The organism is Microbulbifer sp. SH-1 (assembly GCF_011326135.1).
Lineage (GTDB): Bacteria > Pseudomonadota > Gammaproteobacteria > Pseudomonadales > Cellvibrionaceae > Microbulbifer > Microbulbifer harenosus.
The window spans coordinates 1475027-1488191 of record NZ_CP046948.1 but is presented as its reverse complement, the minus strand read 5'-3'; the positions used below and the strand labels follow the sequence as shown (position 1 = coordinate 1488191).

Here is a 13165-nt window from a genome sequence, read left to right as displayed (position 1 = left end):
GGAAATATCAGCAACTATGGAAAGCGCCAACGACGACATCCGCATTCCCATTGCCTATGTGCAACGCTTGCTGGACGAGGCCTCAAACCACGGCTGTGACCGCCGTGAACTCCTGGCCTCGGTGGGTATTACTGAGCGGGACCTGGAAGACACGGCGGCGTTTTCCGCAGTCAAGTATGGAAGGCTTTACCAGCGGGTGATGTGGCTCGCTCAGGATGAATGGTTCGGCATGTTAAGCGGTGGGCGCGTGCGCACGGGTTCTTTCCGCCTGCTGTGTCTCACGGTGGTGAACTGCGCGACCGTGCGTCAGGCGATCACTCTGAGCGCGGAGTTCATGGAGATCTGCCGCGGTTTTCGCGTCAAACCTGTGCTGCACCGGGATGGGGAGCGCGACAGGGTGGTCATCCAGGGCATCAGCTCCCTGGCGCCCGGCGAATTCGACCAGCTGATTGCGGAGACGTCGCCGGGCGTGATCCGCACCACCTTGGCAGTATGGCACCGTTTTTACTGCTGGCTGGTGGGGCTGGAAATTCCCCTGGCGAAACTCCACTTTTCCTTTCCGTGCCCCGAGGAGTTCCGCGCGCTGGCCCAGAGCGAGGCGGGTGAGTTGCTGTTCGATCAGCCTGGAAACGCGCTGGAATACGAGAGCCGCTATCTGGACTATCCGATTGTGCAGAGTCCGCAGACTGTGGAGGATTTCATTCGCACGGCCCCCTACCACCTGGTGATCAGCGATGGCAAAGCCAACAGTATCAAGACCAAGGTGAAGACCATTCTCAACCGGGACGTGAGTGAATCCATGCCGGCGGCGGAGGCGGTGGCCGAGCGCCTGAATATGTCGGTGACGACGTTGCGGCGCAAGTTGCAGCAGGAAAATACGTCTTATCAGAAGCTGAAAGATGAATGCCGTATGGAGGCCGCCTTCCACTATCTCAGCTGCCCGGATCTCTCCAATACCCAAATCGCCGAAATGCTCGGTTTCGATGAGGCCAGCGCTTTCTTTCGCGCCTTCAAGAAGTGGACCGGCGTTACCCCTGGGGAGTACCGCAAAAGCCCGCGCTCCACGGCTGTAGGGCTCTGATTTCCTTCCGGCTCAGCGATTTTCTCCACTTGTCCTGTGACACAACACGGTGTTGCAGGCGCATATTTCCACGTAATCTGACCGGTTCGTCAGGCCAGAAGTCCCCGTTCTCGCGCCGTATTTTGTTAGTGGTTTGGGCATTTTTCGCCATAGTGGCTTTTGGCAATTTGCAACTAAGATGAATAAAACCAAAAGTTGAGTCACAGGCGTGACGGCCCGGTACTGCCTTTCGGTATCGTCCGTAATCACTGTGAACACCGGGCCCAGGTCCACCGACTACAAAATTGCCAGAAGAGGGTTATCAGGATGAGCGAGATCAAGATTCCGCTGCGCGACATGCGCTTTGCCATGCGTGAACTGCTGAACTGGGACCAGCACTATGCGTCTCTGGGCTACGAAGACGCGAGCCCCGATGTAGTGGATGCGATCCTGGAAGAGGGCGCCAAGTTCTGCGAGAACGTCCTCGCGCCGCTGAACCAGATCGGTGACCAGCAGGGCTGTACCTGGAACGATGGCGAAGTCACCACCCCGGAAGGCTTCAAAGAGGCCTACCAGCAGTTCGTGGAAGCCGGTTGGCCTTCTCTGGCACACAGTGTGGACCACGGCGGCCAGGGCCTGCCGCCGTCACTGGGCACTATCCTGAGTGAGATGGTGGGTACTGCGAACTGGTCCTGGGGCATGTACCCGGGCCTGTCGCACGGCGCCATGAATACCCTGGAGGCTCACGGCACCGATGAACAGAAACACACCTACCTGACCAAACTGGTCGAGGGCAGCTGGACCGGCACCATGTGCCTGACCGAGCCGCACTGCGGTACCGATCTGGGTATCCTGCGCACCAAGGCTGAGCCCAATGACGACGGCTCCTACGCCATCTCCGGCACCAAGATCTTCATTTCCGCAGGCGAACACGACATGGCCGAAAATATCGTCCACATCGTGCTCGCGCGTCTGCCCGATGCGCCTGCGGGCACCAAGGGCATCTCCCTGTTTATTGTGCCCAAGTTCCTGCCCAACGCAGACGGTTCCGTGGGTGAGCGCAATGGCGTGACCTGTGGTTCCCTCGAACACAAGATGGGTATTCACGGCAACGCCACAGCGGTGCTGAATTTCGACGGCGCCAAGGGTTTCCTGATCGGTCCGCCGAACAAAGGCCTGAACTGTATGTTCACTTTCATGAACACTGCGCGTCTGGGCACTGCTCTGCAGGGTGTTGCGCATGCGGAAGCGGGTTTCCAGAAATCCCTGGCTTATGCCAAGGATCGTCTGCAAATGCGTTCTCTGAGTGGTCCGAAAAACCCCAACGGCCCCGCGGACCCGATCATCGTACACCCGGACGTGCGCCGTATGCTGCTGACGCAAAAAGCCTTTGCCGAAGGTGGTCGTATGCTGGTGATGCTGTGCGCGCAACAGGTGGACCGCACCCAGGTGGGCAGCGAAGAAGAGCGCAAAGAAGCCGATGATCTGCTGGCATTCCTGACGCCGATCGCCAAGGCATTCCTGACCGAGACCGGTTATGAGTCCGCCAACCTGGGCATGCAGTGCTTCGGTGGCCACGGCTACATCGCTGAGTGGGGCATGGAGCAGAATGTTCGCGACGCGCGTATCTCCACTATCTACGAAGGCACCACCGGCGTTCAGGCACTGGACCTGCTGGGCCGCAAGGTGTTGATGAGCCAGGGTGAGTTGCTGCGCAAGTTTACCAAGGTCGTGCACAAGTTCTGCAAGGCCGAGGTTGATAACGAGGCGCTGGCCTCCTACGTTGCCAAACTGCAGGAAATTAACCAGCAGTGGGGCGAGCTGACCATGAACATCGGCGTTAAAGCGATGGAAAACCCCGACGAAGTCGGCGCAGCGTCCGTGGACTACCTGATGTATTCCGGCTATGCGGTACAGGCTTATCTGTGGGCGCTGGCAGCCAAAGTGGCGAATGAACAGCTCGCCGCGGGCACCGCGGAGGAAGACTTCTACCGCGCCAAACTGGCTACCGCACGCTTCTACTTCGACCGTATTCTGCCGCGCACGGCGACGCACGCCAGCGCGATGCAGAGTGGCGCCGACAATCTGATGAGTCTGGACGCGGAACACTTCGTATTCTGAGCCTGACGTCACCGAGGCACCGCCGCTGGCAACAGTGGCGGTGTTTTTGAATCCGACTTCCGCCAACGGAGGCGAAAGTGGGGTGAAAGGAAAACCGGAGCATCGATGCAACTACCGGCGAATATTCTCGAGCGGCTGCGGGGGCTGGCTTGTTTACCAAATACCACTCGGGTACAGTTTCGCCTGCCGGATGGCAGCGATTTCTACCTGCAGGTGCAAGGTAATCACGACGCGGAAGCCGTCATTGAAGCCGTGCAGATTCCGGGGGAGACGGTCGCCGCCGATCTGGAACTCGAGATGTCGTTCAAAACTCTGAATGATATTATCGACGGTCAGTTGAGCGCGCGGCATGCCTTTCTGTTGGGAGACATTCGCTATACCGGTAACCGCGAACTGGCGGCGTCGCTGGCGGATCTTTTCTCCAGCCACTGAGCGTAAACCAAAGACGCCACAGTCAGAGAATTACCTGACGCGGAATAGCCACCGCCCATTATTGATGTTCAAATATCCTGCCGCGAGTGCACGGCGAAGACCCAATCGGCACCCGTTGTGTAGTACCCCGCTGAAGCGAAATTCAGGCGGGTGATTTGCCACGTTGAAGCACATTCATCGGATAACTACCAAAACTTACAATAATTATCTGTCCGCATAACGCCTGGCCTGAGGATTTCGTCTATATACGGACAAGGAAGTGCGCACTGGCCATCTGGCGACACCGGGTTCGCCAGATGATCAGCCCGGTGCGGGTTTCTTCGTTCTGTAGCCTGAGTGATAATTCACGGGTTAAGGTTTGGCGCCAGACCGGCGGGCAGCACCACAAAAACAACATTGGGAGAAATAAGTTGGACATCGAACGCAGTATTCTTGACGTGTTTACCAGTGCCGCAGCCAAATATTCTGAAAGGCCTGCGTTTACCTGCCTGGGGCATACGCTTACCGTTGGCGATATCGACCGACTCAGCGCCAACTTTGCCTCTTACCTGCAGCACAACACCAGTCTCAAGCCCGGCGACCGTATCGCGGTTCAGCTGCCCAATGTTCTGCAATATCCGGTGGTGGTGTTCGGTGCGCTGCGCGCTGGCTTGGTTGTGGTCAACACCAACCCGCTGTATACCCGTCGCGAACTCAAGCATCAGCTGAATGATTCCGGCGCCAAAGCGCTGGTGGTGCTGGCTAATATTGCGGATACCGCGTCTTCAGTGGTTGCGGAGACCTCTGTAGAGCAGGTCATCGTTTCTGAAATCGCCGACCTGCACCCACCGCTCAAGCGCGTGCTGATCAACAATGTGGCGAAATACATCAAGAAAATGGTGCCGGCGTTCAATTTTGCCAACCAGGTGGATTTTCGTGATGCCATGACCGCCGGCGCCAAGCAGCCGCACCAGGACGTGGCGCGCACTCCGGACGATATCGCCGTGCTCCAGTACACCGGTGGTACTACCGGCGTGGCCAAAGGTGCCATGCTGACCAACCGCAACCTGGTGGCGAACATGGAACAGGTGCGTGAAGCCCTGGGTGATTCCATGAAGGAGGGTGAGGAGTATTACATTGCACCGCTGCCGCTGTATCACATCTACGCCTTCACCATTCACTGCATGTGTCTGTTTACCACCGGTAACCACTCGCTGCTGATCCCGAATCCGCGGGACATTCCGGGATTTGTCAAAACCCTGAAGGGCAAACGCTTCACTGGTTTCTGCGGCCTGAATACCCTGTTCAACGGCCTGATGCGTTGCCCGGATTTTGCCAATCTGGATTTCAGCAAACTGCACACCACCTGTTCCGGCGGTATGGCGCTGACCCGCGCCACCGCGGAAAAATGGGAGCAGATGACCGGCTGCGTGGTGACCGAAGGTTACGGTATGACAGAGACATCACCGGTAGTTTCCTTCAATCCCGCAGAAGCGGTGCAGCTGGGCACCGTGGGCATTGCCGTGCCGGGTACCGAAGTGAAAGTGACGGACGAGAATGGCAACGACCTCCCCAACAATACGCCCGGAGAGTTGTGTGTTCGCGGTCCTCAGGTAATGAAGGGTTACTGGGAGCGCCCGGAAGCCACGGCTGAGACCATCGACGCGGAAGGTTGGCTGAAAACCGGCGATATGGCGGTGATCCAGGACGACGGTTACATCAAAATTGTCGACCGGAAAAAAGACATGATCATCGTGTCCGGCTTCAATGTCTATCCGAATGAAATCGAAGATATCGTGGCTGCGCACCCGAAAGTGACCGAAGCGGCGGCGGTAGGTATTCCCGACGAGCGCAGCGGGGAAACCGTCAAGCTGTTTGTGGTGAAAGCGGACCCCTCGCTGACGGCGGAAGAGGTTATCGCCTACTGCCGCGAGAATATGACCGCTTACAAGGTGCCGAAAAATATCGAGTTCCGCGAAGATCTGCCGAAAACCAATGTTGGTAAGATTCTGCGTCGCGAGCTGCGCGATGAAGAACTCAAAAAAGTGGAAGCAGAAGTCAGCGCCTGATTGCTGTCATTTGTTTTCCCAAAAAAACCCGCTGCTTGCAGCGGGTTTTTTTATTCAGGGCAATCTTGTGATGGCGATGCAATACCGGCTGACGCCGTGAAATTCGTAGGTGCGCTATAACTAGGAGACGAATGCATACGGTTGGAGCACTGAATGTCGGAACAGCAGCGGCGGCACACACTGATTCACGAAGAATTGCCCGCGGAACACGAAGATCCTCTGATTCGTGTCTTGCACATCATCATTCGCGCTTCCGTACGCTTTTTGGCAGTGCTGATGGCACTGGTGATCATCTGGAGTGTCGCCGATGTTGTGTGGGTGCTGTATCAGCGTCTGCGCTCCGAGCCTTTACTGCTGTTGAATCACAACGACCTGTTCGATGTATTCGGCGCGATCATGTTGGTACTCATCTCTATCGAGATATTCATCAACATCCGTCTCTACCTGGGGTCCAATGTGATCCCGATTCAGCTGGTGGTGGCGACAGCGCTGATGGCGATCGCGCGGAAGGTCATTGTGCTGGATCTCGACGAAACCGGGCCAATCTATATTCTGGGAATTGCCGCGGCGGTACTGGCGCTCGGCATCACTTATTGGCTGGTGGCAAAGAAAGAAACACTGACCTACGGTGAGCGGCGCAGCTTGCTGGAGGATAAAGACACCTAATTTTATTAATCCCAAATAAACATAGGGCGCCCAATGGCGCCCTATGTTTAGAGACCGAAGATAGAACGTGTGGCAGTGCGATTACTTGCGGGCATCCGCACTCTGGTCGCGGGCCGCACGAAACTCGTTGCCCGCATACCAGTTCGGCCAGTCGCGGCTGTTGGCGAGTTCCAGGCCCAGGTCGAGACCGAGGGCCAGATCCAGTGCGGCGCCTTCCAGGTTCCACTGCGGGTCGTACTCGTCGCCGGGCTTGTGGTAGTGCTCTGCGGTGTACTCCTCGCCTTTCTTCTGCGCCCATTCGCGGCCGTGCTCAAAGCTGTCGGTTCCGGAATCGAAATACAGCATTGGTACACCTTTCTTGGCAAGGCTGAAATGATCTGAGCGGTAGAAGTAGCCGCGCTCAGGATGGTCTTCCGGGGCCAGGTAGCGGCCCTGTTTGGCGGCGGTTTTTTCCAGCAGTTTTTCCAGCTCGCTATTGCCATAACCCACTACGATCACATCGCGCATAGGGCCGAGAACCCCCATGGCGTCGAAGTTGATTCCCGCCACGGTTTTTTCCAGTGGCACCACGGGGTTTTCCGCGTAGTACTTTGAGCCCAGCAGACCGGATTCTTCCGCGGTCACCGCGACGAATACCAGGGAGCGCTCCGGGGCCTGTGGCATTTTCTTCACTTGCTGGGCCATGGCAAGCAGTCCGGCAGTACCGGTGGCATTGTCAACGGCGCCGTTGAAGATGTGGTCACCACCTTCGGCATGCTCGTTCACCCCAAGGTGATCCCAGTGCGCGGTGTAGATGACGGCTTCATCCGGATACTTGCTGCCGGGAATTTTGGCCACCACGTTGCGGGAATTGGAGGTGCGCACCTTGCTCTTCAGCTCCACTGAGGCGCTGAGGTCCATCGGCTTGGGTTTGAAACCGCGCTGCTTGGCTGCGTCCATTTCCTGTGCCAGGTTGAGGCCGGCAGCGGTGAACAGCTCCTTTGCCGCATCGCTTGTCATCCAGGCTTCCACCGCCACGCGGTCGGTATTCTTGTCATCGGCCGCAAGGCTGATCTGGGCGCCGGACCAGCTGCCGCTGACGACCTCCCAGGGATAACCGGCAGCCCCGGTTTCGTGAATGATGATCGCGCCTTCCGCGCCCTGGCGGGCGGCTTCTTCAAATTTGTAGCTCCAGCGGCCGTAATAGGTCATGGCGTTGCCGTTGAACAGGTTCTTGTCCTGAGTGGCGTAGCCTGGGTCGTTGACCAGGATCACCGCAGTCTTGCCTTTCATATCGAGGCCGGCGTAATCGTTCCAGTTGTTCTCCGGCGCGACAATACCGTAACCCACGAATACCAGTTGGCTGTCCTCAAGTTTGCTCTCGGGTACCTGGCGCTGGGTGAAGGTCACCATATCGGTCAGAGGCTGCAGGGATTTCTCGAAGCCCTCGCCTTTGATTAGCAGTGGGGTGGTTTCGATATTCATTTCCACCACCGGCACCTGCTGGAACCAGCTGGGGTTGCCGTCGGCGTCCTGGGCCCCGGGTTCCAGACCCAGTTTCTTGAACTCTTCTGCCAGGTAGTTGACCGTCAACTCCTCGCCTTTGGTGGCGGGGGCGCGGCCCTCGAATTTGTCGGAGGCGAGAACCGCGATGTGCCTGTGTAGGTCTTTGGCCAGCTCCGCAACTTCGGCTTTTTCTTCCGCGCTCAGGGTGGGCTCGCTCGCGTGTGCTGTGGTTGCCGCTTTATTTGCTGGCGGGGTTTCGCTCGCTTGCGGAGCGGCTGCCTCGGTTTTTGCTGCTTCTATATCCGCGTCTTTTCTGGCGCAGCCGCCGATGGCCGCCAGGCCCGCGAGGGCCAGTGGCAGCGCCAGGCGCCGCCAGTGGTGGGGCAATTGCATGGTTATTTCCCTTTATTGATTTATGGTGAATCGGCTCTGTTATTTTTGCAGGGTCAGTTGGCTCCATCCATATACGCGAGCGTTTCGCGGATCGGGAACAGGATGTCTTTGGCCAGCTGGCGGCTGCGCGCGGGCGACCAGCCTTCCACTGGGTCGGGTAGGTCGGCGTTGTCCTTGAAAGGCATTTCCAGGGTGAGCGCGAGGGTGCGAAACTGGTGCCCACACCAGTTGGTGCCCACAGTCATGTTGGCTTCGCCGGGCTGGTGCAGTTCATAGCCGTGTGTGGTCTGGAAATCCGGGCTGGCCTTCATATATGCCTGCCTGAATACGTTTTCCAGTGCCGCATGCTTGTCGTCGTAGCCGGGAATGCCTTCACAGGCGGCGACGAAGTTGTAGGGCAGGGCCTCGTCACCGTGAATGTCGAGGAACATGTCGCCACCGGTGGCCAGCATGCGCTCGCGCACCAGGTAGACCTCGGGGCTGCGTTCCATGCTCGGGTTTTGCCATTCGCGGTTCAGGTTGGCGCCCGCCGCGTTGGTGCGCAGATGACCGCGCACACTGCCGTCCGGGTTCATGTTTGGTACCACGTACAATACGGTGGTTTCCAGCAGGCGGCGGGCTGTGGGGTTGGCGTCGTCCAGCAGCGCTTCAAGGAAGCCCTCCACAAACCATTCCGCCATGGTTTCCCCGGGGTGCTGGCGGGCAATCATCCACACCTTGCGGCGTGCTTTTTCCGGGTTGCCGATAGTGAGCAGGGTCATGTCGCGCCCGTCCAGGGTCAGGCCGAGCGTTTCAGCCCGCACCCGCTCGTCAGACTGGGCCCACGCAATCAGGTCCAGATGACGCTCCCAGGAGAAGGGGGCGAAGTAGGCGAGATAAATGCTCGGCTGTTCCAGTTCAACGGTAAAGTCCAGTACCGAGCCATCGTACTGGGCGTCGATGCGGAACCAGTTGTGGCGATCATAGGAAGCACAGACCCGGTAATCTTCCCAGCCGGCAGGGTAGGCCGCCTTGCCCGCATTAGTGATGCGCAGAGGGTATTTCTTGCCCACGTCGCCCTCCAGGCGGAAGTGGAACCACTGATAGAAATCCGACTGGTTGTCGATCCGGATGGCCAGCTCGATGGGGTCGCTGTCTTTATTGATGACTTTGATGTTGCCGCTGTCAAAGGCGCTGCTGATGTGCATGCGTGAGCTCCGCAGTAATTTTGGCGATGTAGGGGTATGACCGGGACAGACTCGGGTATCCGGCATTCTGTCGCGAGTTTCTGTTGAGCAGGATACAGATTCGCGACAAAAATTCAGGATAGCTCAAGGCAGCTTGGAGTAATTTCCTTTCTGCGGGGTACTTTGTAGAGAATTATTTTGAGCCGTGCACAATAAAAAAGCGCGGTGCTCTTGCGAACACCGCGCTTCTGCCATTCCCTGGCGGCACCTGCTGAGACTACTGCTCCCTGAAATTTCTGGCGTCAGACCAATGACGACTTCTCACTGCCCTGGTCACTGCACGGTGTGAACCACAAACACACCTTCAGAAACGTTGTACTGCTCCCTGACATCCCTCAGCAGGTGCTGTCTAAAGTTTAGGCAGGCATTTGCGGGCCTGTTTCCAGTGAGCGGAAACTTGGCGGAAGATTGGTTAACTATTAGACAGTTAATTCAGGTTTGCATTGCCGCGCCAGCAACGCAAGTTGGTGACCTTCTCCTGTGTGCAAACCCCCGCATTTTGGCGATCACCGTACTGTGGGTGCGGATTACTCGAAGCAGAGACGGTGACCTATTTGTGCGAAGAAGCAGAGAGAGTCTCATCGCGCTCGCGAACTGGTGCACATTGATCGAAAAGGCGCCACTTTCGGCCCCTCCGCCAAATCGGGTATTCTTGCCGCCCAATGCAAGCGACTTCGGGATTCCATAGAGGAAACAAATTCATGAACCGATCTGTCAAGCGCGGCGCCGCCGCTACCTGTCTTCTGACCCTGGTGCTGAACCTCACTGCCTGCGGCTACTTCCTCTACCCGGAGCGCAAAGGGCAAGCCGGAGGCCGTGTAGACCCAGTGGTTGTCATTCTTGATGGCGCCGGCCTCCTGTTCGGCATCCTTCCGGGAATCGTGGCGTTTGCGGTGGATATCACCAATGGCACCATTTATCTGCCGGCGGGTGGTTCCTCTGCCATCGACCGCCACCTGACGGCGAATGAACCGGAGGCAAAGGAAGTGATTGATCAGAACGGCCAGGCCTGGATCGAATTGCCGCTGGACGCGGTGAACGGTAATGCGACCACTGACGCGCAGAACCTGGACCAGGTGCGTGCGGCGCTGACCCAGTATACCGGTGCTCAGGTCGCGGCAACGGACATTGTATGGCTGCAGGACCTGGTGGCGCTGGAACAGGCACGCGCCGGCCTGCAGGCCACGGCTGCACGCTGAAGCAGCCGCCTCTGCGGCGCACCGGCACTGCGGTGACATTTAACGGAAATTCTTCCGAAACCTTCGGGCAGGCGGCATCCATACTGCGCCGCTTTGCCCAAGATCTCATTTCCCCCGATGGTTGCCTGCCGTTTGTGCGCGAGCCGGATGTCGTGCACATGGGGCTCAACCGGCTCTCTTCTACGCAGTGGATTCCCCGCTGCGAACAGCTGCCACACTACCTGCACAACAAACTCCGTGTCCGTCGCGAGTGGGGCGAGCGGGTATATGCGCAGTTGCCGGCGTCGCTGCCCGCGCAACGTGAGCTGGTGGCGTCTCTGGCCGGGCATTTGCGCCGGGATCATAGGGAATACTTCTGTGCAGCGGGCGATGTGCTGCGCTGGTCCCGCGCCAACAACGCGCTGAGCTGGCCCGGCGCGGCGGCGGCAATATCGGGTGGGGAGCCACTGTGGCACGCGAGCCAGTGGGTGGCGGATGACCTGTGTATCCTGCTGCCCGGCCGGCACGGCTACGAGCTTGCGGCCGCGTCTTTGTGTGCTCCCAGTTACTGGCGGCTGGAGGAAAAAATCGGCCGGCCGCTGGATCAGATCCACCGCCTGGTTCCGGGCTTTCAGCAGAAGCTGTCTCCGCAGCTAGCGCGCTTCTTCGATCACCTGCTGCCGGAGTATCCGGTGTGGCGGGGAAACTGGTCGGTGGTGAATTCTCCGGATTTGTTGCAGCGCGGCGGCAACACCGCCCAGTGCACGGAACCTGGCGCGCTGTTTCTGCGTGTTGAGCGCCAGTCTCTGCGGCGGCTGCCGGAGACCGGAGCGGTGGTATTTACCATTCGCGTGATGATCAATCCTTTGGCGGACCTGCTGGCAGTGGCTGGCGCTGTCGCGGCGCTTCGAGTCGCGGTGCAGGGGATGTCCCCGCAAGAGTCCCGCTACAAATCCCTGGCGCCGCTGCGACCGGCGCTGGACGCATTTTTCCTGTCTTGCGAGCACGTCTGAAATGTCGCTCACAACGCCGGCGTCAGCGCTTACGGTCGCTGAGCGCCCCCATAATGCCGCGCATCAATTCCCGGCCGATTTGGCGCCCGAAACTCGTCGCCATCTTGTCGAATGACTTTTCCAGTGCACCGGGCTTACGCTTGGCGGTGGGTCTGTGCGCCGGTTCTGCGGGTGCCGGCGCCTGCGCGCGGCGTTGCTGCAGTTGTTCGTAGGCAGAGTCCCGGTCCAGCTTTTGGCTGTATTTGCCTTTCAGTGGGTCGTTTTTCAACAGCGCGTGGCGCTCGCTGTCGTCCAGCGGGGCGAGGCGGCTCGCGGGTGGATGGATCAGTAGGCGGGAAACCGGCTGCGGCACACCATTTTCATCCAGGCAGGACACCAGCGCCTCGCCCACACCGAGTTCGCCGATGGCCGTGGCCGTGTCGATGCCGGGGTTCGCCCGGAAGCTGTTGGCGGCAGCCCTGACCGCCCGCTGCTCGCTGGGCGTATAGGCGCGCAGCGCATGCTGCACCCGGTTGCCGAGCTGGGCGAGTATGTCTTCGGGTATATCCAGTGGATTTTGGGTGACGAAAAAAATTCCCACACCGCGCGAGCGGATCAGTTTCACGATCTGCTCTACCTCTTTGCAGAGGTTCTTGGGCAGATCGTCGAACAACAGGTGAGCCTCGTCGAAAAACAGTACTAACCGCAGTTCGCGGTCGCCCACTTCCGGCAGGTTTTCATACAGCTCGGCGAGCAGCCACAACAGCAGGATGCCGTAGACGGCCGGCTGCATGTCGCTGGCGTCCAGCAGGTGAATATTGTTGCCGGCAATGAGGTCGGTCAGGTCCAGTGCGGGCTCGCCGAACAGGGTGTCGGCGCCCTGGGATTCCAGCGCGAGATACTTGCGTTTGATGGCGCCGAGACTGGCGGGGGAAATGGTGCCGAACTCCGCAAGCAGCGTTTTGCGGTTCTGGTCCGCATGGTCGATCAGCGCCAGCAGGTCCTTCCAGTCCAGGAGGAGCAGGCCTTGCTGATCGGCGATGCGAAACAGCAGTTGCATCAGCCCCTGTTGATTGTCATTCAGTTGCAGCATGCGCCCGATCAATTCCGGCCCCAGTTCGCTGGGTGTGGCGCGCATGGGGAGGCCACCCCTGCCCCAGAGGGTGAGGGGAAAAGCGCGAAAATAACTCTCGTCCAGGCCGAACTGCGGCAGGCGCGCACGCACCTTGTCGCTGCCGCCGCCGGCGGCAGCGAGACCGCTCAGGTCGCCTTTCAGGTCGGTTACCAGGGTTGCTATCCCGCGCGCGCTTAGCTGCTCGACCAGGTAGCGCAGGGTCACGGTTTTACCGGTGCCGGTGGCGCCGCAGATCAGACCGTGGCGATTCAGCATGGTCGGCAGTAGGTAGCCGGCTGCCGCCGGCCCGCCCGTGGGAGGAATGCCCTCGTTGAGGGCATCCTTGCCGAGAAGGATCGGCGGTGAAGTATCGGGCTGGAGCGGCATGGTATATCCCGGTGGCGGCGCAGACGTCGTGTAATTACTCCCTCTAACTCTAGTCTCGCCAGC

The 13165-nt window shown here is 59.0% G+C and carries 10 protein-coding genes; 7 read left to right on the top strand and 3 right to left on the bottom strand.

Translation table 11 applies throughout. The annotated features are described in order from the left end of the window. Window positions 1–16 precede the first annotated feature (16 nt). From GNX18_RS06535 to GNX18_RS06515, 5 genes are all read left to right on the top strand, one after another. Entirely contained in the window at window positions 17–1081 is a 1065-nt protein-coding gene (locus tag GNX18_RS06535; protein ID WP_138234785.1) for an AraC family transcriptional regulator, read from the top strand. Between the two features lie 306 nt (window positions 1082–1387). Then, entirely contained in the window at window positions 1388–3181 is a 1794-nt protein-coding gene (locus GNX18_RS06530; protein WP_166216336.1) for an acyl-CoA dehydrogenase C-terminal domain-containing protein, read from the top strand. Window positions 3182–3286: 105 nt separating this feature from the next. Then, window positions 3287–3613: an SCP2 sterol-binding domain-containing protein gene (locus GNX18_RS06525; protein ID WP_166216333.1), complete on the top strand. Its 327-nt coding sequence runs from the start codon at window positions 3287–3289 to the stop codon at window positions 3611–3613. Window positions 3614–4023: 410 nt separating this feature from the next. Next, window positions 4024–5661, top strand: coding sequence for an AMP-binding protein (locus GNX18_RS06520; RefSeq protein WP_166216330.1), 1638 nt, complete (start codon window positions 4024–4026; stop codon window positions 5659–5661). A gap of 153 nt (window positions 5662–5814) precedes the next feature. Further along, window positions 5815–6327, top strand: coding sequence for a phosphate-starvation-inducible PsiE family protein (locus GNX18_RS06515; protein ID WP_205828076.1), 513 nt, complete (start codon window positions 5815–5817; stop codon window positions 6325–6327). A gap of 81 nt (window positions 6328–6408) precedes the next feature. Here GNX18_RS06515 and GNX18_RS06510 read toward each other — a convergent pair whose 3' ends face one another. Together GNX18_RS06510 and GNX18_RS06505 are read right to left on the bottom strand one after the other, a co-directional pair. Further along, window positions 6409–8205 (bottom strand): M28 family metallopeptidase, encoded by a 1797-nt coding sequence (locus GNX18_RS06510; RefSeq protein WP_166216327.1) that lies wholly within the window; start codon window positions 8203–8205, stop codon window positions 6409–6411. A gap of 53 nt (window positions 8206–8258) precedes the next feature. Continuing rightward, on the bottom strand, window positions 8259–9392 hold the full coding sequence (locus GNX18_RS06505; protein WP_166216324.1) for a M14-type cytosolic carboxypeptidase: 1134 nt from the start codon (window positions 9390–9392) through the stop codon (window positions 8259–8261). A 740-nt stretch (window positions 9393–10132) separates the two neighbouring features. On the opposite strand from GNX18_RS06505, the gene GNX18_RS06500 reads away from it, so the two are divergent. Both GNX18_RS06500 and GNX18_RS06495 read left to right on the top strand, forming a co-directional pair. Further along, a complete protein-coding gene (locus GNX18_RS06500; protein ID WP_138234779.1) occupies window positions 10133–10630 on the top strand; it encodes a hypothetical protein in 498 nt (165 codons plus the stop codon). 32 nt (window positions 10631–10662) lie between these two features. Beyond that, window positions 10663–11622, top strand: coding sequence for a DUF3445 domain-containing protein (locus tag GNX18_RS06495; protein ID WP_166216321.1), 960 nt, complete (start codon window positions 10663–10665; stop codon window positions 11620–11622). A 22-nt stretch (window positions 11623–11644) separates the two neighbouring features. Here GNX18_RS06495 and GNX18_RS06490 read toward each other — a convergent pair whose 3' ends face one another. Continuing rightward, window positions 11645–13102 (bottom strand): helicase HerA-like domain-containing protein, encoded by a 1458-nt coding sequence (locus tag GNX18_RS06490; RefSeq protein ID WP_166216318.1) that lies wholly within the window; start codon window positions 13100–13102, stop codon window positions 11645–11647. Window positions 13103–13165: the final 63 nt, after the last annotated feature.

Coding starts and splice junctions, on each gene's coding strand:
- GNX18_RS06535 (WP_138234785.1), top strand. CDS start 17: ATGGAAAGCGCCAACGACGACATCCGCATTCCCATTGCCTATGTGCAA.
- GNX18_RS06530 (WP_166216336.1), top strand. CDS start 1,388: ATGAGCGAGATCAAGATTCCGCTGCGCGACATGCGCTTTGCCATGCGT.
- GNX18_RS06525 (WP_166216333.1), top strand. CDS start 3,287: ATGCAACTACCGGCGAATATTCTCGAGCGGCTGCGGGGGCTGGCTTGT.
- GNX18_RS06515 (WP_205828076.1), top strand. CDS start 5,815: ATGTCGGAACAGCAGCGGCGGCACACACTGATTCACGAAGAATTGCCC.
- GNX18_RS06510 (WP_166216327.1), bottom strand. CDS start 8,205: ATGCAATTGCCCCACCACTGGCGGCGCCTGGCGCTGCCACTGGCCCTC.
- GNX18_RS06505 (WP_166216324.1), bottom strand. CDS start 9,392: ATGCACATCAGCAGCGCCTTTGACAGCGGCAACATCAAAGTCATCAAT.
- GNX18_RS06500 (WP_138234779.1), top strand. CDS start 10,133: ATGAACCGATCTGTCAAGCGCGGCGCCGCCGCTACCTGTCTTCTGACC.
- GNX18_RS06490 (WP_166216318.1), bottom strand. CDS start 13,102: ATGCCGCTCCAGCCCGATACTTCACCGCCGATCCTTCTCGGCAAGGAT.